The sequence below is a fragment of the Streptococcus sp. HMSC074F05 genome (assembly GCF_001808725.1).
Taxonomy (GTDB): domain Bacteria; phylum Bacillota; class Bacilli; order Lactobacillales; family Streptococcaceae; genus Streptococcus; species Streptococcus parasanguinis_I.
The window spans coordinates 35,496-62,384 of the sequence record NZ_KV794409.1 but is presented as its reverse complement, the minus strand read 5'-3'; the positions used below and the strand labels follow the sequence as shown (position 1 = coordinate 62,384).

Sequence of the window (26,889 nt, the reverse complement as noted above, 5' to 3'; positions counted from 1 at the left end):
CAAACGGATCCGCGAGTGGTGTTTTGGTAGCTTTGATGGGGCATACGGTGGGGAGCTCTTTCACGGTGTCGTGCCGCGCGTGCTAGATGTAGAGGATTATAAGACCTTGACCTTGGAAGACTTGGCCAATGGCATTTGCCAAGTGGACACAGCGAATTGGGCTGAACCTTGGGAAGTTTTGAAAAGCCGAATCCTAGAAGGTTTTGAAGCCATCGCCAAAGAAGTAGAAGAAAATGGTGGAGGCAATGCCTTGGTGGTCAGCCATAGTTGGACCATTCAGACCTTGGTCTGCTTGATCGAAGGAAAACCAAATCTCAATCTGCCTCTTTCAAACGGTAGTGTTACCCTTGTAGAATATGAAGATGGAAAATTGACGGTTAAGGGGGTTGGAGATAGCAGTTACCGTGAGGTAGGTGAAAGCTTGCAAGAATCCTAGTCCATCCTGAAAGGCTGACCCTTTGGTCATGGCCTTTTCTTTCTCTCAAAACTTGTAAGAGCTTTCCTACTTTCTTTTTGCAAAAAATGATATAATGAAAGAGATACATACGGAGGTAATAGAATGACAAAAACCAGATTATATATTGCTCGTCATGGAAAAACCATGTTTAATACCATTGGGCGAGCACAGGGCTGGTCAGACACTCCGCTGACAGAAGCAGGAGAGCGTGGGATTCGAGAATTAGGACTTGGTCTCAAGGAAGCTGGGCTTTCTTTTGAAGAGGCTGTTTCGAGTGATTCTGGACGCACCATTCAAACCATGGGAATTATTCTTCAAGAACTCGGTCTGACAGGGAAAATCCCTTATCGTTATGACAAACGGATCCGCGAGTGGTGTTTTGGTAGTTTTGACGGTGCTTATGATGGTGATCTCTTCATGGGGGTCTTACCTCGTGTCTTTAAGGTCGATGATTTCCATCAGTTGAGCCTAATGGAGTTAGCAGAAGGGATCGTCGAAGTGGATACCACTGGATGGGCTGAATCCTGGGGTACCTTGAGTGGCCGGATCCTAGAAGGATTTGAAGCTATCGCAAAAGAAGTAGAAGCAGCTGGCGGTGGCAATGCTATTGTGGTTAGCCATGGCATGACGATTACGACCTTGATTTATCTCATCGATCCAAAAGCGGTCGAAGAATTGGTCTTGGACAACGGAAGCGTGACGGTTTTGGCCTATGAGGATGGTGCTTTCAGTATTGAAAAGATTGGGGATATGTCTTATCGTAAGGTTGGAGCAAAACTTCTAGAGGGTAGCCATGACGAATAAGTATAGACGCGCAAGAAAAAAACGTAAGAAATGGTGGCCTTACCTATTGAGTTTCTTTCTTCTTGTGGTCCTTGGATCGGGAATTGGTGCTTACTTAGCGAAGCCAAGCTTGTTTTCAGGGCTTCAGTTTTGGAAGGCTAAAAAAACAGCTGTAACGACTCCCTCTTCTTCTAAGAAAAAGAAAGAAAAATCAGATTTACCAGCCGTTTCGACCAAAGACTGGCAGTTGATCTTGGTTAATCGTGACAATGTGAAGCCTGAGCTGAACCCACAATTGACAGATGTGGATGCTATCAAAGTGGATAGTCGGATTGTAGAACCAACTCGTCAATTCTTAGAAGCAGCTCGAAAAATTGCCCCAGAAGAAACCTTGATATCAGGCTATCGAAGTGTGGCCGAACAAACAGAGCTCTATAATGAACGTGTTGCGCAACTAGAGGCTAGTGGTCTTTCGCATGAAGAAGCTGAAAAGCAGGTGCAGACTCAGGTACAGGTCCCTGGTGCTAGTGAACACCAGACGGGACTTGCGATTGATATGAGTGTCGAAGCTGGCCAAAGTGATGAGTTGGGCATGCAGCTGGCTGCCATCGCACCGCAATATGGCTTTGTCCTTCGCTACCCAGATGGGAAGAGCAACATCACGGGTGTGAATTTTGAGAATTGGCATTTCCGTTATGTTGGCGTAGAAAATGCTCAGTATATGGCCAAGCATCAGCTAGTATTGGAAGAATATATTCAGCTATTGAAAAAAGCTGGCAAATAAGAGGAGATTCACTTCTCTAGGTCTTAAGAATGATTTTTAGCACTCTTGAAAAAAGAGTGCTAATTTTTTGGATTTTTCTCTTGACTTTCTTTTGGATGGGTGTATAATAGAATCATAGTTTAGCACTTGAGTGTTTAGAGTGCTAAAAAATGAAAGAGAGGTGAGGTCATGGTTACAGAACGTCAAAATGAGATTCTCAATCTTGTTGTCGATATCTTTACCAAGACCCACGAACCAGTCGGTTCAAAAGCGCTACAAGATGTCATTCAATCCAGTAGTGCGACCATTCGAAACGACATGGCTGCCCTCGAAAAACAAGGCTTACTTGAAAAGGCCCACACTTCGAGTGGCCGCATGCCTAGTCGAGCTGGTTTTCAATATTTTGTTCAGAACTCGCTTGATCTAGAGTTGATTGATGAGCAAGATGTCTACCAGGTGGTGAAAGCCTTTGATTTCGAAGCCTTTAAGTTAGACGATATCTTGGATGCTACAGCTAAGTTACTAGCCCAAATGACGGGCTACACCGCAGTCATTCAGGATGTTGAACCGACACGTCAGCGCTTGACTGGTTTTGAGATTGTTCCATTATCCAATCACGATGCCTTAGCGGTGTTGACCTTGGATGAATCAAAGCCCGTCACCGTCCAGTTTGCCATTCCAAAGAATTTCTTAACCAGTGATTTGGAAATCTTCCATCAGCTGGTTCAAGAACGCTTCATTGGAAATACAGTCTTGGATATCCACTACCGTTTGCGGACAGAGATTCCACAGATTGTACAGCGCTATTTCAAGACGACAGACAATGTGCTGGATCTCTTTGATTACGTCTTCTCGCAACTGTTTCAAGAACTGGTCTTTGTAGAAGGAAAGGTTTCATCATTAACCTACGCCGATCTTCAGACCTATCAGTTCTTAGATAATCCCCAACACGTAGCCTTGGAGTTACGAGGGGGAATGCCAGAAGACCAAATGACCCAGATCCTGGTTGCAGAATCCCAAGAAAAGGCCTTGAAAAATGTGACGGTGATTAGTCACAAGTTCCTAGTGCCTTATCGTGGGATGGCCCTCATGCATGTGATCGGTCCCGTAGAGATGGATTACAGGCGTGTGATTAGCCTGGTCAATGTCATCGGACGGGTACTGGTTATGAAGTTGACGGACTACTACCGTTACCTCAACAGCAACCATTATGAAGTAAATTAAGATCAAATGAAAGGGGTGTATGCCTTGACAGAAGATATCAAAAAAGAAGACGTGAAAGAAGAGGAAGTTGCCCAAACAACTGAAGAAGTTGTAGAGGAAAGCAACCAACCTTCTGAGTTAGAAGAAGCACAAGCGCGTGCCGAGGAATTTGAAAACAAGTACCTTCGTGCTCATGCAGAAATGCAAAACATTCAGCGCCGTGCCAATGAAGAACGTCAACAATTACAAAAATACCGTAGCCAAGATTTGGCAAAAGCGATCTTACCATCACTTGACAACCTCGAACGTGCCCTTGCCGTCGAAGGATTGACAGATGATGTGAAGAAGGGCTTGGAAATGGTCCAAGAAAGTTTGGTACATGCTCTGAAAGAAGAAGGAATCGAAGAAATTCCAGCGGACGGAGCCTTTGACCATAACTACCACATGGCCATCCAAACCTTGCCTGCAGATGATGAACATCCAGCAGACACCATCGCACAAGTCTTCCAAAAAGGCTACAAACTCCATGACCGCATCCTACGCCCAGCCATGGTAGTGGTTTATAACTAGGCTAGAGAACTTAAAAACCTTGTCCGAAACGACACTAAACTATGAAAGAAAGATTAACATTGGTTTGGCTTTGCCAATAGTGAGCGAAGCGAACCAAAGGCGATACTCTTCGCCGTGGCGGTATCTTCGCAAACTTTGAGACCTTAGGCTCAAAGTTTAGTCAAAGAGATTGACGAAGTCAAGCTCTGACGGCGTCGCCACTTAAGAAGAGTATCAGAAAGAAAAAAAGATAAAAAACAACGAGGAGAAAAACATATGTCTAAAATTATCGGTATTGACTTAGGTACAACAAACTCAGCAGTAGCAGTTCTTGAAGGAACTGAATCAAAAATTATCGCAAACCCAGAAGGTAACCGCACAACTCCATCTGTAGTTTCATTCAAAAACGGTGAAATTATCGTTGGTGACGCTGCAAAACGTCAAGCAGTGACAAATCCAGATACAGTGATCTCTATCAAATCTAAGATGGGTACTTCTGAAAAAGTTTCTGCTAACGGAAAAGAATACACTCCACAAGAAATCTCAGCTATGATCCTTCAATACTTGAAAGGTTATGCTGAAGATTACCTTGGTGAAAAAGTAACGAAAGCAGTTATTACTGTTCCTGCATACTTCAACGACGCACAACGTCAAGCAACAAAAGACGCTGGTAAAATTGCTGGTCTTGAAGTAGAACGTATCGTCAACGAACCAACAGCAGCAGCCCTTGCTTATGGTTTGGATAAGACTGATAAAGAAGAAAAAATCTTGGTATTCGACCTTGGTGGTGGTACATTCGACGTATCTATCCTTGAATTGGGTGACGGTGTCTTCGATGTATTGGCAACTGCAGGGGATAATAAACTCGGTGGTGACGACTTTGACCAAAAAATCATCGACTACTTGGTAGCAGAATTCAAGAAAGAAAATGGTATCGACTTGTCAAACGACAAGATGGCTCTTCAACGTTTGAAAGATGCAGCTGAAAAAGCGAAGAAAGACCTTTCAGGTGTTACTTCAACACAAATCAGCTTGCCATTCATCACTGCTGGTGAGGCTGGACCTCTTCACTTGGAAATGACATTGACTCGTGCGAAATTCGATGATTTGACTCGTGACCTTGTAGAACGTACTAAGACTCCAGTTCGCCAAGCCCTTTCAGATGCAGGTTTGAGCTTGTCAGACATTGACGAAGTTATCCTTGTCGGTGGTTCAACTCGTATCCCTGCCGTTGTAGAAGCTGTTAAAGCTGAAACTGGTAAAGAACCAAACAAATCAGTGAACCCTGACGAAGTAGTGGCTATGGGTGCTGCGATCCAAGGTGGTGTCATCACTGGTGACGTCAAAGACGTTGTCCTTCTTGACGTAACTCCATTGTCACTTGGTATCGAAACAATGGGTGGAGTCTTCACAAAACTCATCGACCGTAACACAACAATTCCAACATCTAAATCACAAGTCTTCTCAACTGCAGCAGACAACCAACCAGCCGTTGATATTCACGTTCTTCAAGGGGAACGCCCAATGGCAGCAGATAACAAGACTCTTGGACGCTTCCAATTGACTGATATCCCAGCTGCACCTCGTGGTATCCCACAAATCGAAGTTACTTTTGACATCGATAAGAACGGTATCGTATCTGTTAAAGCGAAAGACCTTGGAACTCAAAAAGAACAAACCATTGTTATCCAATCAAACTCAGGTTTGACAGACGAAGAAATCGACCGCATGATGAAAGATGCAGAAGCAAACGCTGAAGCAGATAAGAAACGTAAAGAAGAAGTTGACCTTCGTAACGAAGTAGACCAAGCTATCTTTGCGACTGAAAAGACAATCAAAGAAACTGAAGGTAAAGGCTTCGATGCAGAACGTGATGCTGCCCAAGCTGCCCTTGATGAGCTTAAGAAAGCCCAAGAAGACAACAACTTGGATGAAATGAAAGCAAAATTGGAAGCCTTGAACGAAAAAGCTCAAGGACTTGCTGTGAAACTCTACGAACAAGCTGCAGCAGCGCAACAAGCTCAAGCAGGAGCAGAAGGCGCACAAGCAACAGGCAACGCAGGCGATGACGTCGTAGACGGAGAGTTTACGGAAAAGTAAAACAATCCAGTGGATTGTTTTAGCGGAACCTCTTGAAATAAAGAAAGGTTCCGAGATTCTAGGATTCCTTTAATCCGAAACTCAATTCAGCCTTACTAGTTCTAAAACAAAGTATAATCGACTTTGTTTTAGAACGTCGTAATGATAAAAAGAAATCCAGAGGTTGCAACCCAGCCTCTGTTTTTCGGTAAAATAGAGGATGTTGCGTATGAAAAAAGTGCTTTGTATCATTTATCCTAATTTTTCTCTTTATGAGATAACTGCTTTAACGAGTACTTTAGCTCTGTCTTTTGATGTTACGATTGATTATGCCGCTTCAGATCATTCGGTAGTGGTCTCTGAGGATGGCTTGCCTTGTCAACCAACGAAAACACTAGATCAAATCCGTATAGAAGAGTATTCTTGTGTGATTTTGCCCGGAATGGTTAACATTGGACCTGCTCTACAGGATGAGAAATTGATTTCGTTCTTGAGGGACCTTGGTGAGCAAGATATCCTCATTGCAGCCATTTCTTCAGCGCCTCTTTTATTAGCGAAAGCAGGTCTGTTGAAGGACACGAAATTTACAGGTGGAATTTGGCAAAACTTCTTTGATTATTTTGAATTTCTTCCACGTGAGAATTTCCAACCCAAACTGGTTGTGCAAGATAAACAAAACATTACGGCTATCGGTTTTGCCCATCAAGAGTTTGCAAGAAAAGTAATTCTAAGCTTAGGGTTGGCAGAGAATACGGACAACTATTTTAAAGAACGAAACGACTACTCAGAAGAGAATTTGATATTTACTCTATCGGACCAAGAGTTTGATCAAGTGAAGCGAAGTATAGAAAACAGCCTCTAAAGATTTACATGAAAATTATAGAAAGGAACAAAGAGTGTTCGTAACTGAACACGGGTTCCAAAGTTTCTAATTCAATATAAAAGAAAGGAACTGAACCCGATCTAAATCGTGGTTTGATTCACAACATCAATAGAAAGGAACAAAGAGCGTTCGGGGAATTGAACTCGAGCGGAAAGCTTGGAAATTAGATAAACCGCCTAAGAAATCAGGATTTCTTGTCGGTTTCCTAAATTTCAGTCGCTTTCTGTTCGCTCTTAGTATCTTGTATGAACAATACTGAATTTTATGACCGTTTGGGCGTTTCAAAGAATGCATCTCAAGATGAGATCAAGAAAGCCTATCGGAAATTATCTAAAAAATATCACCCAGATATCAACAAGGAGCCTGGTGCTGAGGAAAAGTACAAGGAAGTTCAAGAAGCTTATGAGACTTTGAGTGATGAGCAAAAACGGGCTGCTTATGACCAATATGGTGCTGCGGGGGCCAATGGTGGCTTCGGTGGCGGAGCAGGTGGATTTGGTGGCTTTGATGGTGCTGGATTTGGTGGCTTTGAAGACATCTTCTCTAGCTTCTTTGGAGGAGGTGCAAGTCGTAATCCAAATGCGCCTCGTCAAGGGGATGACCTCCAATACCGCGTTAATCTCAAGTTTGAAGAAGCGATTTTTGGTGCTGAAAAAGAAGTCAAGTACCATCGTGAAGCAAGCTGTCATACCTGTCATGGTTCTGGGGCTAAGCCAGGGACTAGTCCGGTGACCTGTGGACGCTGTCATGGTTCTGGGGTCATCAATGTGGATACGCAAACTCCTCTTGGAATGATGCGCCGTCAAGTGACCTGTGATGTCTGTCATGGTCGTGGTCAAGAAATCAAAGATCCGTGTAGTACTTGTCGTGGAACGGGTCATGAAAAACAAGCCCATAGCGTGAACGTCAAGATTCCTGCTGGAGTTGAAACAGGTCAACAAATCCGCCTAGCTGGTCAAGGAGAAGCTGGCTTTAACGGTGGCCCTTATGGAGACTTGTATGTTGTTGTCAATGTTGAGCCGAGCGATCGCTTCGAACGAGATGGCTCAACCATCTACTACAAGTTAGACTTGAACTTTGTCCAAGCAGCTCTTGGAGATACAGTCCATGTGCCAACCGTTCACGGAGATGTCGATTTGGTGATTCCTGAAGGAACTCAAACCGGTAAGAAATTCCGTCTCCGTGGAAAAGGTGCTCCAAGCTTACGTGGTGGTGCCATGGGAGATCAATATGTGTCTGTCAATGTTGTCACCCCAACTGGTTTAAATGACAAGCAAAAAGAAGCCCTTCAAGCCTTTGCGGAAGCAAGTGATTTGAAGGTCAACCCAAAGAAAAAAGGCTTCTTTGATAAGGTCAAAGATGCTTTAGATGACTTATAAGAATAAACGAGTTTCCTTTTGAGTAAGGGGCTCGTTTTATTTTGGATCGAATCCAAGAACTTCCTCTCCTAATTAAAGAATAATGAGAACCCTCATTGAATTTATTAAGATATCGTGGTAAATTTAAGAAAACGATTACAAAGACAATTTAGGAGGTCCTGATGAAATCACATCAACCACGTTATGCTATTCGTAAGTACGCGGTAGGAGCGGCTTCAGTGCTCATAGGATTTTTTGCTAGCGCTCAGGTTGTAGCTGCTGATACACCAACGACTACTGACAGTCCTGCAACGACAGTACCAACTCAGCCAAGCGAGGGTGAGTCGACTAGTTCCCTAAACGAGGAAGCTTCTCAGCCAGTAGTAGAAAAAACAACGGCTCCTGCCCCAATCGTCGATCAAAGTCAACCGACACTGCCTGATCGTGAACTGCGGGTATCAGATCTTGACCGTTTGATTCGCGAAGAAGCGAGCTCGGTCGCAGAGTCGGATGTGGCAGCTCAACCAACGACAGCAGCGACGGAAACACCTGCTAAAGCTCCTGACCAAGAAGAAAAATTAGCCAAGAAAAAGATTGTTTCGATCGATGCCGGTCGCAAGTACTTCTCACCAGACCAAATCAAGGAAATCATTGATGAAGCAAGTAAGACGGGTTATACAGACTTGCATCTTCTAGTTGGAAATGATGGTTTGCGCTTTGTGCTGGATGACATGTCTTTGAAAGTGGGAGATACTTCTTATTCTAGCCAAGCCGTGACAGATGCGGTTGAAAAAGGGACGAAGGCTTATTACGATGATCCAAACGGGACAGCCTTGACCCAGGCTCAAATGGATGATATTTTGGCCTACGCCAAATCGAAGAAAGTAGGCGTCATCCCAACCATTAATAGTCCAGGTCACATGGATGCGATTCTGACAGCCATGGAACAATTGGGGATCGAAAACCCTCACTTTAATTACTTTGGCACTAAAAAATCAGCTCGGACAGTTGATTTGGACAACCAAAAAGCCTTAGACTTTACCAAGGCTTTGGTAGAAAAGTATGCAGCTTATTTCAGTGGCAAGACAGAAATCTTTAACATCGGGTTGGATGAATATGCCAACGATGCTACAGATGCCCATGGTTGGCAGGTTCTCCAAGCTAGCAAGCATTGGCCAGGTGAAGGCTATCCAGAAAAAGGCTATGAAAAATTCATCCAATATGCTAATGATCTAGCAGCTATTGTGAAAAAACACAAGATGAAACCAATGGCTTTTAATGATGGAATCTACTACAATGGCGATACTTCCTATGGCACTTTTGACAAGGATATCATTGTCTCCTACTGGACAGGTGGCTGGAACGGCTATGATGTCGCTTCTTCAAAACTCTTGTCTGAACTAGGTCATCAGATTCTTAATACCAATGATGCTTGGTATTATGTGCTTGGACGGGACAAGGCTGGATCTGGTTGGTACAACCTTGATCAAGGTCTTGAAGGAATTTCCAAGTCAGCGATTGATGTGGTTCAAAAAAATGATGGGGCTAAGGTGCCCTTCATCGGTGGGATGGTAGCTGCCTGGGCAGATACGCCATCTGCAACCTACAAAAAAGACCTTCTCTTTAAGCTCATGCATGCTTTCGCGGACAAGAATGCGGACTACTTTGTAGCAGATCCTGAAGTCGTCGAAAAAGCTCTTTCAGAAGCTCCAACTGATTTGGACCACTACACACCGGAATCTCTAGTAGCCTTTACGGCAGCTAAAAAAGCTTTAGAAGGGGCAGGAGCAAACACCACTCGAGCAGAGGCCAAAACCTTGATCGACAATCTCAAAGCAGCTCAAGATGTTTTGGTGTATACAGAAAGCTACGCGAAAGAAGTTGCAGCAAAAGAAGCGGAAGAAAAACTTGCCATGAAGAAGGTCATCTCGATCGATGCAGGCCGCAAATACTTCTCACTGGAGCAGTTGAAACGGATCGTAGATAAGGCCAGTGAGTTGGGTTATTCTGACTTGCACCTCCTGGTCGGAAACGATGGCATGCGCTTCGTCCTCGATGATATGACGGTGGAAGCCAATGGCAAAACCTATGCCAGTGATGATGTGAAAAAGGCCATTTTAGAAGGCACCAAGGCCTATTACGATGATCCAAATGGTCAAGCCTTGACTCAAACAGAAATGGATGAACTCCATGCTTATGCTACTGCGAAAGGAATCGGCTTGATTGCGGCGGTCAATAGTCCTGGCCACATGGATGCTTTGTTGGTTGCCATGGAAAAATTGGGCATTGAAAATCCACAAGCCAGCTTTGATACGGTTTCAAAAACAACCATGGATTTGACCAATGAAGCAGCAGTCAACTTTACCAAAGCCTTGATTGGCAAGTACATGGACTACTTCAAAGACAAGTCTAAGATCTTTAATTATGGAACGGATGAATATGCCAATGACGCTACCAGTGCGCAAGGCTGGTACTACCTCAAGTGGTATGAACTCTATGGTAAATTTGCGGAGTATTCCAATAGTCTTGCTGCTATGGCGCGTGAAAAAGGCTTGCAGCCAATGGCCTTTAACGATGGCTTCTATTATGGAGATGAAGATGATGTTGCCTTTGACAAGGACGTCTTGATTTCATACTGGTCTAAAGGATGGTGGGGCTATAACCTCGCATCTCCACAGTACCTCGCAGACAAGGGCTACAAATTCCTCAATACCAACGGTGACTGGTACTATGTTTTGGGCCATAGAGGAGAGCAAAGCTATCCACTCGATAAAGCTCTTCAACATTCAGAAACCGTTCCATTTGAACAATTAGCTTCAACCAAATATCCTGATGTCAAGATACCGACATCCGGAAGTATGTTGGGAATTTGGGCTGATGAGCCGGCCAATGAATACAAGGAAGAAGAAGTCTTCCAGGTCATGGAAGCTTTTGCCAACCACAACAAGGACTATTTCAAGGCAGACTTCACTGCTCTTAGAAAAGCAGTTGCTACGGTGCCAACAGATCTAGCCATATACACACCAGAATCTCGCGCAGCACTTGCGAAAGTCTTAGATAGCTTGAATTGGAATGTGAGCCGTGCTCATCAAGATCAGGTGGATCAAGAAGTGGCTGCTCTAACCCAAGCCCTTGCGGGGCTCAAGCCAATCACGCAAGTAGGTAGCTTGGCTGAAAATGACGTCAAAGCCCTAGTGGAAGACAAACCAAGTCTTGAAATCGTAGAAAAAGAACTTGATTTTGACCTTGTGGAACGGCCCAATCCAGATCTCGCTAAAGGAGAACGCAGAGTGATCCAGGCTGGGGTTAAAGGGCAAGGTCTTGACTATGTAGAGGTTTCGGCACTTGATCAAAGTCGAAAAGTGATCGCTACAGAAGTTGCCACAGAGCCTGTTGCAGAAATTGTTGAAGTCGGTACCAAAGAAGTCGTGATCCCAACAAGCCCTTCAGTAGAAGCACCAGTGAAGTCAGATGTGCTTGTAAACAAAGTGGTTCCAGATCCTTCAACGCCTCAAGTGATCGCGAAGGATCAACCAGTAGCACCAGTAAATATCCCAACGACAATTCCAGCAGCTGTGGAAAAAGAGGTTCGTTCAGAAACAGTATCTTCTAACAAGCAACTTCCAGAAACAGGAGTGGAATCTGCACTTGGACTCGCTTTACTAGGAGCGATCTTAGGAGCAGCAGGAATGGACTTGAAAAATAAAAAAAGAGACTGAGACCTAGTTGACTTGTAACAGGTCGAAGTTGAGAGAGTGGGACAGAAATCGGTAATTCGTTAGAATTCGATTTCGTCGTCCCACCTACTCAACCACTGCGTCTTGCTCGACAATCCAAAAATAATTGAGAGGCTAGGACTTTTGTCCCAGCCTCTTTTTGTGCTTGCAAAACTGTACCCGGACAGTTTGGTTTTTTCACTCTTGTAACCCCTTCTATATCTTGCTAAAATAAAACCATGACACGATACAAAGCAACCATTTCATATGACGGGACCTTGTTTGCAGGGTTTCAACGCCAACCGCATGCCCGTAGTGTGCAAGAGGAAATCGAGAAGACCTTGACGCGTCTCAATCAAGGAAATCCTGTGACCATCCATGGAGCGGGGCGAACGGATTCCGGTGTCCATGCTCTTGGGCAGGTGATTCATTTTGATCTCCCTCAAGCGCGGGACGAGGAAAAGCTTCGCTTTGCCCTCGATACCCAAACCCCAGAGGATATTGATTTCATCCGAGTAGAGCAAGTAGCAGATGACTTTCACTCACGCTACAAGAAGCACAGCAAGACCTATGAATTCATCGTGGATTATGGTCGTCCCAAGAACCCCATGATGCGCCACTATGCCACCCACTATCCTTATTCTTTGGATGTGGAAAAGATGCAAGCAGCCATCCAAAAGTTGGAGGGAACCCATGATTTCACCGGCTTTACAGCTTCGGGAACCAGTGTGGAAGACAAGGTTCGTACGATTACAGAGGCTCGCTTGGTCGAGGATGCAGAGCATCATCGCCTTGTCTTTACCTTTTCGGGCAATGGTTTTCTCTACAAGCAAATCCGCAATATGGTGGGAACTTTGTTGAAGATTGGAAATGATCGGATGCCGATCGAGCAGATCGATCTAATTTTAGAAAAGAAGGACCGCAATCTAGCAGGTCCTACAGCAGCGCCAAATGGCTTATATTTAAAGGAGATCCGTTATGAGTAATGAATTGATTCTAGCTATTTCAGGAAATGATATTTTTAGTGGGGGAGGTCTTCACGCAGACCTTGCAACCTATACGACCAACAAACAGCATGGTTTTGTAGCGGTGACTTGTTTGACCGCTATGACGGAGCACGGTTTTGAAGTGATTCCGGTGGATCCGACGACCTTTGCGCAGCAGCTCAACTCTCTCAAGGATGTTCCTTTCTCTGCTATTAAACTCGGTCTTTTGCCAAATGTTGAAGTGGCAGACTTGGCCTTGGACTATGTAAAAGCCCATGCGGAGATCCCTGTGGTACTAGATCCTGTCTTGGTCTGCAAGGAAAGCCATGATGTAGAAGTTTCAGCTCTTCGAGACGAATTGATTAAGTTCTTCCCTTATGTGACGATCATCACGCCGAACTTGCCAGAAGCTGAGATCTTGACCCAAAGCAAGATTCAATCGCTCGACGATATGAAGGCAGCAGCGCGCAAGCTCCACGAATTAGGAGCAGCGAATGTCGTGGTCAAAGGAGGCAATCGTCTCAATAAAGAAAAGGCCATCGATGTCTTTTATGATGGGACAGACTTCACCATCATTGAAGAGCCGGTCTTAGAAAAGAACAATACAGGAGCTGGTTGTACCTTTGCGTCTAGCATTTCCAGCCAGTTGGTGCAAGGGAAATCTCCACTTGAAGCTGTTAAAGCCTCTAAAGACTTTGTTTTCCAAGCGATTCAACATTCAGACCAGTATGGAGTAGTACAATATGACATCTAATCGAACTCAACTCATTGCCCGCCTTTCCATTTTGACAGCCTTGACAGTTGTACTTGGCTACTATACAAAACTTCCAACTCCTACAGGGATCGTCACCCTGCTAGATCTTGGTGCCTATTTCACAGCCTTCTATTTTGGGCGCAAGGAGGGTGCTATTGTAGGTGGTGTCGGAGCCTTCCTACTCGATCTGATTTCAGGCTATCCTCAGTGGATGTTCTTTAGCCTCCTCTTTCACGGGGGACAAGGCTATTTCGCTGGCTTCAAGGGCAAAGCTCGTTACTTAGGCTTGCTCCTTGCGACAGTCGTGATGGTAGGCGGTTACGCACTAGCTTCTGCCCTCTTTTTAGGCAATGGTTGGGGAGCTGCTATCTCGGACATTCCGAATAACCTCGCTCAGAATTTTGTTGGAATGGCTTTAGGCTATGTGGTCTATTATGCATTTCAAAAGAAAGGAAGCTAATTCATGGATCTGGAGCAACTGAAGAAGGATACAAAAGAAATCCTGGTAGATGTCTTGGAAAAAAGCCGTCTCCGCCAAGGACAGATTCTAGTCCTCGGGATGTCTTCAAGTGAAGTTGCAGGAGGGCAAATTGGAAAAGCCTCCAACATCGACATTGCCGAAGCTATTGTCCAGACCTTATTAGATGAGTTGAATCCAAGAGGGATTTATCTGGCGGTACAAGGATGTGAGCATCTCAATCGCGCCTTGGTGGTCGAGAGAGAATTGGCGGACAAGAAGGAGCTAGAAATCGTCAATGTCCTTCCGAGTCTCCATGCAGGAGGGGCTGGCCAACTCGCAGCTTTCAAGTATTTTAAGGATCCTGTTGAGGTGGAATTTATCACAGCTCAAGCCGGGTTAGACATCGGAGATACCTCAGTAGGGATGCATGTCAAACACGTGCAAGTTCCGATTCGCCCTATCTTGCGTGAACTAGGTGGAGCCCATGTCACAGCCCTGGCCAGTCGTCCAAAATTGATCGGTGGCGCCCGTGCTCTCTACCTCGATGATCCCATCCGAAAATCATAATCAGAACTAGCTTTTAAGGGCTAGTTTTTTTGGATGAAAAGAGAGGCAAAAACGTTTTAAAACTTGCAATTTCAAAGTTTTGTGGTAAAATTATAAGGAATGACTATATTATTTTAAGGAGAGACAGAATGTCTGTATCATTTGAAAACAAAGAAACTAACCACGGTGTATTGACTTTCACAATCAGCCAAGAGCAAATCAAACCTGCTTTGGACCGTGTGTTTGAGTCAGTTAAGAAAACTTTGAACGTACCTGGATTCCGTAAAGGTCATATTCCACGTCCAATCTTCAACCAACGTTTTGGTGAAGAAGCTCTTTACCAAGATGCTTTGAACGATCTTCTTCCAGTAGCATATGAAGCAGCTGTTAAAGAAGCTGGAATCGAAGTTGTAGCACAACCAACTTTCGATGTTGTATCTATGGAAAAAGGTCAAGACTGGACATTGACAGCAGCTGTTGTAACAAAACCTGAAGTAAAATTGGGTGCTTACAAAGACCTTGAAGTATCAGTAGAAGTTTCTAAAGAAGTAACAGACGCTGATGTGGATGCTCGTATCGAACGCGAACGCAACAACTTGGCTGAATTGGTTGTTAAAGAAGGTGCTGCAGCAGAAGGCGACACAGTTGTAATCGACTTCGTTGGATCTATCGACGGTGTTGAATTCGACGGTGGTAAAGGTGACAACTTCTCACTTGGACTTGGTTCAGGTCAATTCATCCCAGGTTTCGAAGACCAATTGGTTGGACACTCTGCTGGTGAAACAGTTGACGTGATCGTAACATTCCCAGAAGACTACCAAGCAGCTGACCTTGCAGGTAAAGAAGCGAAATTCGTGACAACTATCCACGAAGTGAAAGCAAAAGAAGTACCAGCTCTTGACGATGAATTGGCAAAAGACATCGATGAAGAAGTTGAAACTCTTGCTGAATTGAAAGAAAAATACCGCAAAGAATTGGCAGAAGCAAAAGAAGAAGCATACAACGATGCAGTAGAAGCAGCAGCGATCGATCTTGCAGTTGAAAATGCTGAAATCGTTGAACTTCCAGAAGAAATGATCCACGAAGAAGTACACCGTTCAATCAACGAATTCCTTGGAAATATGCAACGTCAAGGAATCTCACCTGAAATGTATTTCCAAATTACTGGAACAACTCAAGATGATCTTCACAAACAATATGAAGCAGAAGCTGAAAGCCGCACTAAGACAAACCTCGTGGTTGAAGCAGTAGCCAAAGCAGAAGGTTTCGAAGCAACTGAAGAAGAAATTAACGCTGAAATCGAACAATTGGCAGCAGATTACAACATGCCAGTTGAACAAGTTCGCAACCTTCTTTCACCAGAAATGTTGAAACATGACATCACAGTGAAGAAAGCCGTGAACGTGATCACAAGCACAGCAAAAGTAAAATAATTGAGATTAAAAAGGCTGGACAACAACTGTTCAGCCTTTGATGTTGGATAGAAATAACTGTATGACGCAGTGGTTGATTGGCATCTTTGTTCGCCTTTAAGCTCCAAAGATGACCTAATCAACTGTGCGGGGGTGGGAAAACGAACTCTTTTTAACTAGTCGGAGTTCTTTCCCACTCCCTTTTCTGATTTCATGGAGAATCCTGGAATTTTCCTTTGACGAAAGGGGAAATTTATCGTACAATAGAGTGTAACGATAAAATGCGTGATAGATTTAGTGACGAGAAGTTTTCAATCTATCATCGAGGATAGGATGAGGTTTAAGACCGGATCCTTCTCCATTTAGGAAATGAAACATAAGGAGATTTACCCTTGGAATTAGAAGTATTTGCTGGACAAGAAAAAAGTGAACTTTCTATGATTGAAGTGGCGCGTGCGATTTTGGAATTACGCGGACGTGACCATGAAATGTACTTTAGTGATCTTGTAAATGAAATTCAAAATTACCTTGAAAAATCAAACAGCGAGATCCGTGAAGCTCTTCCATTGTTCTACACAGAATTGAATGTCGATGGAAGCTTTATCCCACTTGGAGATAACAAATGGGGTCTTCGTTCATGGTATGCCATCGATGAAGTTGACGAGGAAATCATCGCTCTTGAAGAAACAGACGAAGATGAAACTCCTAAGAAACGGAAGAAAAAACGTGTCAATGCCTTCATGGATGGAGACGAAGATGCGATCGACTACAACGACGACGATCCAGAAGACGAAGAAGTTTACGAAGCAGATCCAGCTCTTTCATATGATGAAGAAAATCCAGATGATGAAAAGAGTGAAGTCGAAGCTTACGATGCTGAAATCAATGAAATCGTACCAGATGATTTGGGTGAGGAAGTTGAATTAAGCGAAGAAGACGACGAAGAAGAGGATTCTGAAGACGAGGAAGAAGAATAAATCATATGAAACAAGGAAATTGTTCCTTGTTTTTTTATTGAAGACGAAGTTTTCCCAGAAACTTTCCTTAGATGAGTACGGACGTCAGCGAACTTCTACGAAGTTCCATGACTTAGTTTTGAACCTAAGGTTTCAAAACTCCCGAGTGCCTGAAACAAAAACGTTTCAGGCACTTTTCTCACGGTGGAAAGTTTCAGAATATCCTTTGATTTTTTAAAAGTAGAAGATGGATTGCAAGTAATTTATTGACTTATATGTCAATAAAAATAGTTTATCTATCTTCTGAAAAAAATTGTTCCTTGTTTCTTTTTGTTTGCATTGAAAAAAGTGGCGAAATGGCGTATGATAAACGTGTAAGGTTTCCCAATAGGAGGTGTTCCAGATGGACTTTCGTTTAGATCAAAGTTTAGTAGCTCTTGGTATTGATACGGTTGTGGTCGGAATTGCTAGAAATGTGGATCCTCAAGCAGTTTTGCTCCCTTCTTTTCTTGAAAAGAAGAAAGAGCTTGAACAATGGGCGCTCCAGTGTCAGACAGAAGAAGTAGTGGCATCTCCTGTCATCAAAGGGTATACAGACCTCTTGCAAAATGTAGGGCGTAGCATCAAGAAAAATCCCCCAACGGTCCTAGCTCTTATCCGAAACATCCAGCATCGAGGAGCTCTTCCTCAGATCAATAGCATCATTGATATCTATAATGTCGAATCTCTGAAGTCTTTTCTCGCGATCGGAGGACATGACCTAGATAAGATTGAGGGACCGATTGAATTTACAGTGAGTCAAAGAGACGATCTCTTCCTCCCGATCCTTTCTAGTGAAAAACATGTCGCACCGACAGATCCTGTCTACCGGGATCAAAAAGGAGTTTTGGCTTGGTTGGATGTACGCGATAGTGACCATTACAAATTTGAGGAGACTACGCAAAACGCCCTCTTTGTCATCCAAGGAAATACCGAGACGTCAGTCGAGATGCGTTTAGAAGCGCTGGAGCGAATCCACAAGGACCTTGCTTCTTGCATGCCTCGGCTTCAATTTGAGAAATTTCTCGTCACACAAAATGGAGTGGAAAAGGTCGTGTAAACAGAGAAAATAATTTTCATGAAATTTTCAATTTGACAAAGTAGACCATTTGCGGTAAGATATTGTTCGGGCACCTCATTTTGAGGTCGGAGCTCCCTAAGGATTAGGGAGCTATTTTTGTTTTTTCTGCAAAGAGGAATGGCCTCTACAACATTAGAAGAAGAGGAAAGCACATGTCAACAAAATATATTTTTGTCACGGGTGGTGTCGTATCATCCATCGGGAAAGGGATTGTCGCAGCAAGTCTTGGTCGCTTGCTCAAAAATCGTGGATTGAAAGTGACCATCCAAAAATTTGACCCTTATATCAATATTGACCCAGGGACAATGAGCCCTTACCAACACGGGGAAGTATTTGTCACAGACGATGGTGCAGAGACAGACTTGGACCTTGGTCACTATGAACGCTTCATTGATATCAATCTGAATAAGTACTCAAATGTGACAACAGGGAAAATTTATAGCGAAGTTCTTCGCAAAGAACGTCGCGGAGAATACTTGGGCGCGACTGTACAGGTTATTCCTCATATTACAGATGCCTTGAAAGAAAAGATCAAACGAGCAGCGACGACGACGGATTCAGATGTCATCATCACAGAAGTCGGGGGAACAGTTGGAGACATTGAATCCCTTCCATTCCTTGAAGCTCTTCGTCAAATGAAGGCAGATGTTGGTGCTGAAAACGTTATGTACATCCACACCACTCTTCTACCTTACTTGAAGGCTGCGGGAGAAATGAAAACCAAGCCGACCCAACACTCTGTGAAAGAATTGCGTGGTCTTGGGATTCAACCAAATATGTTGGTCATCCGTACAGAAAAACCAGCTGGTCAAGGAATTAAGAACAAGTTGGCTCAATTCTGTGATGTCGCACCAGAAGCTGTCATTGAATCACTTGATGTGGAACATTTGTACCAAATCCCATTGAACTTGCAAGCACAAAATATGGACCAAATCGTTTGTGACCATTTGAAATTGAATGTTCCTGCAGCAAATATGACAGAATGGTCTGCGATGGTCGATAAGGTCATGAACCTCAAGAAGCAGGTCAAGATTTCCTTAGTTGGAAAATACGTGGAATTGCAAGATGCCTACATTTCTGTCGTTGAGGCCTTGAAGCACTCAGGTTATGTGAATGATGCTGAAGTCAAGATTAATTGGGTTAATGCCAATGATGTGACAGCCGAAAATGTGGCAGAACTCCTTGGAGATGCTGATGGGATCATCGTCCCAGGTGGTTTTGGTCAACGGGGAACAGAAGGAAAAATTCAAGCCATCAAGTATGCGCGTGAACAGGACGTCCCAATGTTGGGTGTCTGCTTGGGTATGCAGTTAACCTGTATCGAATTTGCCCGTCACGTTTTAGGTTTGGAAGGGGCTAATTCATCCGAATTGGATCCAGAAACCAAGTATCCAATTATCGATATCATGCGGGACCAAATCGATGTGGAAGACATGGGTGGAACGCTCCGTCTCGGTCTTTACCCTTCTAAACTCAAACGAGGATCAAAAGCAGCAGCTGCCTATGACAATCAAGAAGTGGTACAACGTCGCCACCGTCACCGTTATGAGTTTAACAATGCTTTCCGTGAACAGTTCGAAGAAGCAGGATTTGTCTTCTCAGGCGTTTCACCAGACAACCGTTTGGTCGAAATCGTTGAAATCCCAGAAAACAAATTCTTTGTTGCTTGCCAATACCACCCAGAATTGTCAAGCCGTCCAAACCGCCCAGAAGGACTTTACACAGCCTTTATCACAGCGGCAGTTGAAAACCACGATAGCAAATAAAAATCAAGGGAGCAGGTCGAAGGACCTGCTCCCTTTTTGTGAAAAAATGACAAACTCTGAAAAAAGTTTGAAAAAAATCTTGACAAAAAAGTCGTTGATTGATATACTAGTAAAGTACTCAATCGCGGGGATGGCGGAATTGGCAGACGCGCAGGACTAAGGATCCTGTGACCGCTTTAGGTCGTGAGGGTTCAAGTCCCTCTCTCCGCATCGGATCAAGATAGCTTCGGCTATCTTTTTTTGTTTCTCGAAACCTTTGTGGTAGAATAGATGTGAGATGAGGTGAGAATATGAAGAAGTATCTGGTTTTGGTCGATGGCCTCTTTGCACTATTGGGAAGTGCCATTAATTTTTTCGGTCCTATCCTAATTTTAGCGATGGCGATAGGCGCATACAAGGATACTTTTAGATATTTTATTGCCTTAAACATATGGAATGTTTTCATTTTTTTAGTGGCGATTGCTTCTAAGTATTTGCTCAGAAAAGAGAAAAGGATTAAAAAGTGGATTCCCAATCTTTTCTTGATGGCAGGCTTTATTCTACTTGTTGCGATATTTCTTGCTGTACCTGACACCTTTCCTTTTCTTTTTAGATTGGTAAACGGGCTTCTTGGAAAAATGTTCACCGACAGTCAATTATTTGCTGCTTATTTCTATTCTCAATGGGTTGTAGCAGTACTCCTTGTGATTTGCGGGATTGCCTTTCTCCTTTCACTAAAAAATTTTAAAGAAGAGAATTGAGAGTGGGACAGAAATCGGTAATTCGTTAGAATTCGATTTCGTCGTCCCACCTCCGCACAGTTGAGTAGGACTGTAAAAGCTGATGAAAGCAGCGTAGTAGAGCCCACTCAACCACTGCGTCTTGCTCGACAATCCAAAAATAATTGAGAGGCTAGGACTTTTGTCCCAGCCTCTTTTACTTATTTGCTAGGATGAGAGTTTTAGGAGATAGGAGATTCCGTCCTATTTATCGGAAGAAATCGCTTAAAGCTACAGGAAAAACTAGCAATTTCATCTAAAAAGTGATAAAATAAACAATGTAAGTGGGATTAACCCCACAAAAATTTATAGGAGGCCTATAACAAATGGCAATCGTTTCAGCAGAAAAATTTGTCCAAGCAGCTCGTGACAATGGTTATGCAGTTGGTGGATTTAACACAAACAACCTTGAGTGGACTCAAGCTATCTTGCGTGCAGCAGAAGCTAAGAAAGCTCCAGTACTTATCCAAACTTCTATGGGTGCTGCTAAATACATGGGTGGTTACAAAGTATGTAAAGCCCTTATTGAAAACCTTGTAGAATCAATGGGTATTACTGTACCAGTTGCTATTCACCTTGACCATGGTCACTACGACGATGCTCTTGAATGTATCGAAGCTGGTTACACTTCAATCATGTTTGACGGTTCACACCTTCCAGTTGAAGAAAACCTTAAATTGGCGAAAGATGTCGTTGAAAAAGCTCATGCTAAAGGTATCTCAGTAGAAGCTGAAGTTGGTACTATCGGTGGTGAAGAAGACGGTATCATCGGTGACGGTGAATTGGCACCAATCGAAGATGCTAAAGCAATGGTTGCTACAGGAATCGACTTCTTGGCTGCAGGTATCGGTAACATCCACGGTCCTTACCCAGCAAACTGGAAAGGTCTTCACCTTGACCACTTGCAAAAATTGACTGAAGCTGTTCCAGGATTCCCAATCGTATTGCACGGTGGATCAGGTATCCCTGATGATCAAATCCAAGCAGCTATCAAACTTGGTGTTGCAAAAGTCAACGTGAACACTGAATGCCAAATCGCATTTGCAAATGCTACTCGTCAATTCGTACGTGAATACGATGCAAACGAAGCAGAATACGACAAGAAGAAACTCTTCGACCCACGTAAATTCTTGAAACCAGGTTTCGAAGCAATTACTGCAGCTGTTGAAGAACGTATCGACGTATTCGGTTCAGAAGGCAAAGCTTAATTAAAAACAGGAAAGCAAGGTCCCATGTGGATCTTGTTTTTTTGTATGGGAAAAGTTGCTTCCGGGATTTAATTTTTGTACAATATGCCTATGAAAAAATTTAAACAGTTTAGCTGGATCATTTTTGTTGTTCTTATCCTTTTTCTAGGAGGTACATTTGGTTTTCACCAACTTAGTTTGCAAAAAGAAAGTAAGCTTCTCACTCCTATCGGTAAAGAGGTCACGGTCAATGGACATCAAATGAATGTATACATTAAAGGTGAAGGATCTGAAACGATAGTTTTTCTTTCCGGTGCAGGTATCGCCTCTCCTATTTTAGACTTTAAGAATCTATCAGATTCCCTATCCAAAAAATACAAAGTTGTTGTCGTGGAGCGAGCAGGATATGGTTTTAGTGAAGATAGTGATCGTTCAAGAGATGTGATGGAGGTCCTTTCTGAGACCCGTCAAGCTTTGGCGCAAGCTCATGTTTCAGGTCCTTATGTGATTATTTCGCATTCTATGGCTAGTTTAGAGAGTCTTGCTTGGCAAGAGAAATATCCGAATGAAGTGAAGGCTTTGATTGGCCTGGATTGGGCCTTGCCAGCGAGTTATGAAGATTTAAAAGAACACCCAACTCTCATAACCTTAGCCTATTGGACGAGTAAGATTGGCCTGCTCCGTTATTTCCCAGAGTCCTTTTATATAAAAAATCCAACTCTGACTGAAACTGAACGACAACAATATAAATTACTAGCATATAAGCAGTTGATGTCACAAGCCATGCTTCATGAATCCCGTTTGGCAAAGGAAAATGCCAAGAAAGTTCGATCTAGCATTAATCCGAAAATTCCAGCCTTACTCCTGGTTTCTAACGGTGAAGGCACGACCTTTAGTCAATCGAAGTGGCAGAACTATGCAAAAGATTTTTCTAGAAACCAGTCGAATATTCAAGTCGTCTATATGGATGCGCCTCACAACCTCTATCATTATCAAAGCGATGCTATTGTTTCTCGTATTAAAGAATTTTTAGAGAATAATTGAGGGCTTAAAAATCCATTGAGACTGATGATAATAATTAAATGCTGAAGGATTAACAGTAGAATCGTTAATTTTCTCGATTAAAAAAATTCTTTTTCTTAACAATAAGCCTGCCCCTAAGGGCAGGTTTTTTGGTGTCTTAAGGAAACTATTTAACAGAATTTTTGATTAAAAGTTTCATTTTAAGAGAGAAATCTCTAATTTCACAATCAATAAGCAAGCGCTTGCATTCCTTTTTTTATTAGATTATAATAGGTTGGTATAAAGCCTTCTGTAATAATATTTATAAAGTGTAGAAAGTAAGGATTTAGAATATTTGTAGTCAAAAATACAATGTTGCTTCTTACGATAGGGAGATAGATATGGCAATGATAGAAGTGGAACATCTTCGGAAAAATTTTGCGAAGACAGTTAAGGAGCCGGGGTTAAAGGGAGCCTTGCGCTCCTTTATTCATCCTGAAAAGCAGACCTTTGAAGCGGTCAAGGATTTAACTTTTGAAGTTCCAAAAGGACAGATTTTAGGATTTATCGGGGCAAATGGTGCTGGGAAGTCAACCACCATCAAAATGCTGACAGGAATTTTGAAGCCCACATCTGGCTTTTGTCGGATTAACGGCAAGATTCCCCAGGATAATCGCCAAGATTATGTCAAGGATATTGGAGTCGTTTTCGGACAACGCACCCAGCTATGGTGGGATTTGGCTTTGCAAGAGACCTACACGGTTTTGAAAGAGATCTATGATGTACCGGACTCGCTTTTCCATAAGCGCATGGACTTTTTGAATGAAGTTTTGGATTTGAAGGAATTTATCAAGGATCCTGTGCGGACTCTTTCACTAGGTCAACGGATGCGGGCGGATATTGCGGCTTCCTTGCTTCACAATCCCAAAGTTCTCTTTTTAGATGAACCGACTATTGGTTTGGATGTGTCGGTCAAGGACAACATTCGTCGGGCCATTACCCAGATTAATCAGGAGGAAGAGACAACTATTCTCTTGACTACTCATGATTTGAGTGATATTGAGCAACTCTGTGATCGGATTTTTATGATTGATAAGGGGCAAGAGATTTTTGATGGAACGGTTAGCCAGCTCAAGGAGACCTTTGGCAAGATGAAGACTCTCTCCTTTGACCTGACGCCAGGTCAAAATCATCTAGTCTCTCATTATGAGGGCTTGCCTGATATGTCCATTGATAGACAAGGAAATACTCTCAATATTGAATTCGATAGTTCCCGCTACCAGTCGGCCGATATTATCAAGCAAACCTTATCTGATTTTGAGGTCCGTGATTTGAAGATGGTAGATACGGATATTGAAGATATTATCCGTCGCTTCTATCGAAAGGAGCTCTAAGATGGTCAAATTGTGGAGACGTTATAAACCCTTTATCAATGCAGGGATTCAGGAGTTGATTAGCTATCGAGTCAACTTTATTCTTTATCGGATTGGCGATGTCATGGGTGCTTTTGTGGCTTTTTATCTATGGAAGGCTGTCTTTGATTCCTCCCAGGAGCCTTTGATTCAGGGCTTCAGTATGGCGGATATCACCCTCTACATCATCATGAGTTTTGTGACTAATCTTCTGACTAGGTCGGATTCTTCCTTTATGATTGGTGATGAGGTCAAGGATGGTTCCATTATCATGCGCTTGTTGCGACCAGTGCATTTTGCGGCTTCTTACCTCTTTACGGAGCTTGGTTCCAAGTGGTTGATTTTTATCTCTGTTGGACTGCCATTTTTAAGTGTCATTGTTTTGATGAAAATCTTATCTGGGCAAGGGATTGTAGAAGTGCTGGGACTAACTACCCTTTATCTTTTTAGCTTAACGCTGGCCTATCTGATTAACTTTTTCTTTAATATCTGCTTTGGATTTTCAGCCTTTGTATTTAAAAATCTTTGGGGTTCCAACCTACTTAAGACTTCCATAGTGGCCTTTATGTCTGGGAGTTTGATCCCCTTGGCTTTCTTTCCAAAGGTCATTTCAGATATTCTGTCCTTCTTACCTTTCTCATCCTTAATTTACACTCCGGTCATGATTATTGTTGGAAAATACGATGCTAGTCAGATTCTTCAAGCACTTTTGCTTCAGCTTTTCTGGCTTATAGTGATGGTGGGCTTGTCTCAGTTGATTTGGAAACGAGTCCAGTCATTTATCACCATTCAGGGAGGTTAGTATGAAAAAATATCAACGCATGCATCTGATTTTTATCAGACAGTATATCAAGCAAATCATGGAATACAAGGTAGATTTTGTGGTTGGTGTGTTGGGAGTCTTTCTGACTCAAGGCCTGAACCTCTTGTTTCTCAATGTCATCTTTCAACACATTCCCTCCCTAGAAGGTTGGACTTTTCAAGAAATTGCCTTTATCTATGGATTTTCCTTAATTCCAAAGGGACTAGATCATCTCTTTTTTGACAATCTCTGGGCTTTAGGTCAACGACTAGTTCGAAAAGGGGAGTTTGACAAGTATCTGACTCGTCCTATCAATCCTCTCTTTCACATCCTGGTTGAGACCTTTCAGATTGATGCCTTGGGTGAACTTTTGGTCGGTGGGATTTTACTAGCGACAACGGCGACTAGCATTGCTTGGACTCTTCCAAAATTCCTGATTTTTCTAGTTTGTATTCCTTTTGCGACCTTGATTTATACTTCCTTGAAAATTGCTACAGCCAGCATCGCTTTTTGGACCAAGCAGTCAGGTGCCATGATTTACATTTTCTATATGTTTAATGATTTTGCCAAGTATCCTATTTCTATTTACAATTCGCTCCTTCGTTGGTTAATTAGCTTTATTGTACCTTTTGCCTTTACGGCCTACTATCCTGCCAGCTATTTCTTGCAGGACAAGGATGGACTCTTTAATATTGGTGGTTTGATTCTGATTTCCCTTGTTTTCTTTGTTATTTCCCTCAAACTTTGGAACAGGGGATTGGATGCCTACGAAAGTGCTGGTTCGTAAGAGGTAAAGTAAGACTAAAATCAAGAAAGGAACTTATGATGTTTGTAATTAAAGAAGTCAAGGGTGAAGATCAAAAAATGGCAGTTGTCGCTGAGATTTTAAGGGATTTGCCAGAATGGTTTGGAATACCAGAAAGCACGCAAGCCTACATTGAAGGAGCTAAGGATTTACGAGTTTGGGCTGCTTATCAAGAAAGTGATGTAGTAGGGTTTATAAGTTTATCATATTCGAGTGAAGTGACTGTCTAGGCGTGAAAAAATCATTCCAAGGTCAAGGAATTGGAAGGGAATTAATTACGACTATAGAAAGAGAAGCAGTCAAACAAGTGGACTACCTACAGGTCAAAACAGTCGCAGAAGGTTCAAATAAAGATTATGACCGAACAAATGTCTTTTATCGCAGTCTTGGTTTTAAAAAATTAGAGATTTTTCCGCAACTATGGGATCCACAGAATCCATGTCAGATTCTGATTAAAAAGATCAACTAAAAGTGCTTGACATCCGCTATCAGAGTGCTATACTAAGAAGGTAATCGCCGATTTAGCTCAGTTGGTAGAGCAACGCACTCGTAACGCGTAGGTCACAGGTTCGATCCCTGCAATCGGCATAGAAAAAATCTGCTTTGAAGGAGCGAGACGACGAATGATGTTAGTCACATATTCGTTCTGTCTCGTTTCTTTTTTTGACCGCATAGGCACCATTTTTGACCGCTTAGTCAAAAGTCCTTGTCTCCGTAGGAGCTCTCTGCTATCATAGAATCATCAAAGGAAGAAATACTTCCGAATAATCAAAATGAGGTATATGATGATGAAAAAACTACTTGGACTTGGATTTATTTTGGCTGCTCTTGCGGTTGTGATAATGGGAATGGTTGGCTTTCCAAAGCTCGATGTGAATATCTGGCCTTTATTCCCCGTTCTCTTATTTGCTTTCTTTACTCTTGAAAATCTCTTGAAAAAAGATTACAAGGCAAGTGTTATCTGTGCCCTGATCGCACTGATGATCGCAAATGCGATTTACGATCTCTTGCCGGTCTCAAATGTTTTAGTTATCACAGCAGGTGTGCTCGCTTGTGTAGGTCTTAGTTTTCTTTTACCGGATAAAAATAGCAACAAATAAAGAAAGGAGGCTGGGACAAAAGTCCTAGCCTC

General features: G+C 42.9%; 24 protein-coding genes, 2 tRNA genes and 1 pseudogene. All 27 read left to right on the top strand.

Annotation, left to right across the window (positions count from 1 at the left end; translation table 11 throughout):
• The coding region (locus tag HMPREF2685_RS02560; RefSeq protein WP_148130436.1) for a histidine phosphatase family protein at positions 1 to 436 on the top strand (436 nt) is incomplete at its 5' end.
• 123 nt (positions 437 to 559) lie between these two features.
• On the top strand, positions 560 to 1,261 hold the full coding sequence (locus HMPREF2685_RS02555) for a histidine phosphatase family protein (RefSeq protein ID WP_070465059.1): 702 nt from the start codon (positions 560 to 562) through the stop codon (positions 1,259 to 1,261).
• A complete protein-coding gene (locus HMPREF2685_RS02550; protein ID WP_037607303.1) occupies positions 1,251 to 2,024 on the top strand; it encodes a M15 family metallopeptidase in 774 nt (257 codons plus the stop codon). Before HMPREF2685_RS02555 ends, HMPREF2685_RS02550 begins: the two co-directional genes overlap by 11 nt.
• 168 nt (positions 2,025 to 2,192) lie before the next feature.
• Positions 2,193 to 3,227 carry a heat-inducible transcriptional repressor HrcA gene (hrcA, locus tag HMPREF2685_RS02545; RefSeq protein ID WP_003004578.1) on the top strand — a complete coding sequence of 345 codons (1,035 nt, stop codon included), beginning with the start codon at positions 2,193 to 2,195 and terminating at the stop codon, positions 3,225 to 3,227.
• Between the two features lie 24 nt (positions 3,228 to 3,251).
• The gene (gene grpE / locus HMPREF2685_RS02540) at positions 3,252 to 3,776 is read left to right on the top strand and encodes a nucleotide exchange factor GrpE (protein WP_301355021.1); all 525 of its coding nucleotides are present in this window, start codon (positions 3,252 to 3,254) and stop codon (positions 3,774 to 3,776) included.
• A gap of 255 nt (positions 3,777 to 4,031) precedes the next feature.
• The gene (dnaK, locus tag HMPREF2685_RS02535; protein ID WP_070465057.1) at positions 4,032 to 5,855 is read left to right on the top strand and encodes a molecular chaperone DnaK; all 1,824 of its coding nucleotides are present in this window, start codon (positions 4,032 to 4,034) and stop codon (positions 5,853 to 5,855) included.
• A gap of 208 nt (positions 5,856 to 6,063) precedes the next feature.
• Positions 6,064 to 6,696, top strand: coding sequence for a DJ-1/PfpI family protein (locus HMPREF2685_RS02530; protein ID WP_061455650.1), 633 nt, complete (start codon positions 6,064 to 6,066; stop codon positions 6,694 to 6,696).
• Positions 6,697 to 6,962: 266 nt separating this feature from the next.
• Entirely contained in the window at positions 6,963 to 8,096 is a 1,134-nt protein-coding gene (gene dnaJ / locus HMPREF2685_RS02525; RefSeq protein WP_013904676.1) for a molecular chaperone DnaJ, read from the top strand.
• Positions 8,097 to 8,257: 161 nt separating this feature from the next.
• The gene (locus tag HMPREF2685_RS02520) at positions 8,258 to 11,794 is read left to right on the top strand and encodes a family 20 glycosylhydrolase (protein ID WP_070465055.1); all 3,537 of its coding nucleotides are present in this window, start codon (positions 8,258 to 8,260) and stop codon (positions 11,792 to 11,794) included.
• A gap of 236 nt (positions 11,795 to 12,030) precedes the next feature.
• Complete coding sequence (truA, locus tag HMPREF2685_RS02515) at positions 12,031 to 12,777, top strand: tRNA pseudouridine(38-40) synthase TruA (protein WP_061591445.1); 747 nt, start codon at positions 12,031 to 12,033, stop codon at positions 12,775 to 12,777.
• Positions 12,770 to 13,531 (top strand): bifunctional hydroxymethylpyrimidine kinase/phosphomethylpyrimidine kinase, encoded by a 762-nt coding sequence (locus tag HMPREF2685_RS02510; protein ID WP_061591446.1) that lies wholly within the window; start codon positions 12,770 to 12,772, stop codon positions 13,529 to 13,531. Before truA ends, HMPREF2685_RS02510 begins: the two co-directional genes overlap by 8 nt.
• On the top strand, positions 13,521 to 13,991 hold the full coding sequence (locus HMPREF2685_RS02505; protein WP_003017988.1) for an ECF transporter S component: 471 nt from the start codon (positions 13,521 to 13,523) through the stop codon (positions 13,989 to 13,991). Before HMPREF2685_RS02510 ends, HMPREF2685_RS02505 begins: the two co-directional genes overlap by 11 nt.
• Positions 13,992 to 13,994: 3 nt before the next feature.
• Positions 13,995 to 14,558: a TIGR01440 family protein gene (locus tag HMPREF2685_RS02500; protein ID WP_049497648.1), complete on the top strand. Its 564-nt coding sequence runs from the start codon at positions 13,995 to 13,997 to the stop codon at positions 14,556 to 14,558.
• Between the two features lie 128 nt (positions 14,559 to 14,686).
• Positions 14,687 to 15,970 carry a trigger factor gene (tig, locus tag HMPREF2685_RS02495; protein WP_070465052.1) on the top strand — a complete coding sequence of 428 codons (1,284 nt, stop codon included), beginning with the start codon at positions 14,687 to 14,689 and terminating at the stop codon, positions 15,968 to 15,970.
• A gap of 371 nt (positions 15,971 to 16,341) precedes the next feature.
• Positions 16,342 to 16,926 (top strand): DNA-directed RNA polymerase subunit delta, encoded by a 585-nt coding sequence (gene rpoE, locus HMPREF2685_RS02490; RefSeq protein WP_003010182.1) that lies wholly within the window; start codon positions 16,342 to 16,344, stop codon positions 16,924 to 16,926.
• A 382-nt stretch (positions 16,927 to 17,308) separates the two neighbouring features.
• Positions 17,309 to 18,004: a B3/B4 domain-containing protein gene (locus tag HMPREF2685_RS02485; protein WP_070465049.1), complete on the top strand. Its 696-nt coding sequence runs from the start codon at positions 17,309 to 17,311 to the stop codon at positions 18,002 to 18,004.
• Between the two features lie 173 nt (positions 18,005 to 18,177).
• Positions 18,178 to 19,791, top strand: a complete 1,614-nt coding sequence (locus HMPREF2685_RS02480; RefSeq protein WP_070465046.1) for a CTP synthase — start codon at positions 18,178 to 18,180, stop codon at positions 19,789 to 19,791.
• 124 nt (positions 19,792 to 19,915) lie between these two features.
• Positions 19,916 to 20,001: transfer RNA gene (locus tag HMPREF2685_RS02475), tRNA-Leu, on the top strand.
• Between the two features lie 80 nt (positions 20,002 to 20,081).
• On the top strand, positions 20,082 to 20,531 hold the full coding sequence (locus tag HMPREF2685_RS02470; protein WP_070465042.1) for a hypothetical protein: 450 nt from the start codon (positions 20,082 to 20,084) through the stop codon (positions 20,529 to 20,531).
• Positions 20,532 to 20,875: 344 nt separating this feature from the next.
• Positions 20,876 to 21,757, top strand: a complete 882-nt coding sequence (locus HMPREF2685_RS02465) for a class II fructose-bisphosphate aldolase (RefSeq protein ID WP_003004573.1) — start codon at positions 20,876 to 20,878, stop codon at positions 21,755 to 21,757.
• An 84-nt stretch (positions 21,758 to 21,841) separates the two neighbouring features.
• Positions 21,842 to 22,780: an alpha/beta fold hydrolase gene (locus HMPREF2685_RS02460; RefSeq protein ID WP_070465041.1), complete on the top strand. Its 939-nt coding sequence runs from the start codon at positions 21,842 to 21,844 to the stop codon at positions 22,778 to 22,780.
• A 359-nt stretch (positions 22,781 to 23,139) separates the two neighbouring features.
• A complete protein-coding gene (locus HMPREF2685_RS02455) occupies positions 23,140 to 24,132 on the top strand; it encodes an ABC transporter ATP-binding protein (RefSeq protein ID WP_070465037.1) in 993 nt (330 codons plus the stop codon).
• 1 nt (position 24,133) lies between these two features.
• Positions 24,134 to 24,952 (top strand): ABC transporter permease, encoded by an 819-nt coding sequence (locus tag HMPREF2685_RS02450; protein ID WP_003017344.1) that lies wholly within the window; start codon positions 24,134 to 24,136, stop codon positions 24,950 to 24,952.
• 1 nt (position 24,953) lies between these two features.
• On the top strand, positions 24,954 to 25,739 hold the full coding sequence (locus HMPREF2685_RS02445) for an ABC transporter permease (protein ID WP_003004561.1): 786 nt from the start codon (positions 24,954 to 24,956) through the stop codon (positions 25,737 to 25,739).
• A 38-nt stretch (positions 25,740 to 25,777) separates the two neighbouring features.
• Positions 25,778 to 26,226: pseudogene (locus tag HMPREF2685_RS10815) on the top strand (GNAT family N-acetyltransferase).
• 46 nt (positions 26,227 to 26,272) lie between these two features.
• Positions 26,273 to 26,345, top strand: a tRNA-Thr gene (locus HMPREF2685_RS02430).
• 200 nt (positions 26,346 to 26,545) lie between these two features.
• Entirely contained in the window at positions 26,546 to 26,857 is a 312-nt protein-coding gene (locus HMPREF2685_RS02425) for a LiaF transmembrane domain-containing protein (protein ID WP_070465239.1), read from the top strand.
• Positions 26,858 to 26,889 lie beyond the last annotated feature (32 nt).

Coding starts and splice junctions, on each gene's coding strand:
- dnaK (WP_070465057.1), top strand. CDS start 4,032: ATGTCTAAAATTATCGGTATTGACTTAGGTACAACAAACTCAGCAGTA.
- HMPREF2685_RS02500 (WP_049497648.1), top strand. CDS start 13,995: ATGGATCTGGAGCAACTGAAGAAGGATACAAAAGAAATCCTGGTAGAT.
- HMPREF2685_RS02550 (WP_037607303.1), top strand. CDS start 1,251: ATGACGAATAAGTATAGACGCGCAAGAAAAAAACGTAAGAAATGGTGG.
- dnaJ (WP_013904676.1), top strand. CDS start 6,963: ATGAACAATACTGAATTTTATGACCGTTTGGGCGTTTCAAAGAATGCA.
- truA (WP_061591445.1), top strand. CDS start 12,031: ATGACACGATACAAAGCAACCATTTCATATGACGGGACCTTGTTTGCA.
- HMPREF2685_RS02460 (WP_070465041.1), top strand. CDS start 21,842: ATGCCTATGAAAAAATTTAAACAGTTTAGCTGGATCATTTTTGTTGTT.
- HMPREF2685_RS02445 (WP_003004561.1), top strand. CDS start 24,954: ATGAAAAAATATCAACGCATGCATCTGATTTTTATCAGACAGTATATC.
- HMPREF2685_RS02520 (WP_070465055.1), top strand. CDS start 8,258: ATGAAATCACATCAACCACGTTATGCTATTCGTAAGTACGCGGTAGGA.
- HMPREF2685_RS02425 (WP_070465239.1), top strand. CDS start 26,546: ATGAAAAAACTACTTGGACTTGGATTTATTTTGGCTGCTCTTGCGGTT.
- HMPREF2685_RS02530 (WP_061455650.1), top strand. CDS start 6,064: ATGAAAAAAGTGCTTTGTATCATTTATCCTAATTTTTCTCTTTATGAG.
- HMPREF2685_RS02480 (WP_070465046.1), top strand. CDS start 18,178: ATGTCAACAAAATATATTTTTGTCACGGGTGGTGTCGTATCATCCATC.
- HMPREF2685_RS02510 (WP_061591446.1), top strand. CDS start 12,770: ATGAGTAATGAATTGATTCTAGCTATTTCAGGAAATGATATTTTTAGT.
- HMPREF2685_RS02470 (WP_070465042.1), top strand. CDS start 20,082: ATGAAGAAGTATCTGGTTTTGGTCGATGGCCTCTTTGCACTATTGGGA.
- HMPREF2685_RS02485 (WP_070465049.1), top strand. CDS start 17,309: ATGGACTTTCGTTTAGATCAAAGTTTAGTAGCTCTTGGTATTGATACG.
- HMPREF2685_RS02505 (WP_003017988.1), top strand. CDS start 13,521: ATGACATCTAATCGAACTCAACTCATTGCCCGCCTTTCCATTTTGACA.
- HMPREF2685_RS02450 (WP_003017344.1), top strand. CDS start 24,134: ATGGTCAAATTGTGGAGACGTTATAAACCCTTTATCAATGCAGGGATT.
- tig (WP_070465052.1), top strand. CDS start 14,687: ATGTCTGTATCATTTGAAAACAAAGAAACTAACCACGGTGTATTGACT.
- HMPREF2685_RS02555 (WP_070465059.1), top strand. CDS start 560: ATGACAAAAACCAGATTATATATTGCTCGTCATGGAAAAACCATGTTT.
- HMPREF2685_RS02465 (WP_003004573.1), top strand. CDS start 20,876: ATGGCAATCGTTTCAGCAGAAAAATTTGTCCAAGCAGCTCGTGACAAT.
- hrcA (WP_003004578.1), top strand. CDS start 2,193: ATGGTTACAGAACGTCAAAATGAGATTCTCAATCTTGTTGTCGATATC.
- HMPREF2685_RS02455 (WP_070465037.1), top strand. CDS start 23,140: ATGGCAATGATAGAAGTGGAACATCTTCGGAAAAATTTTGCGAAGACA.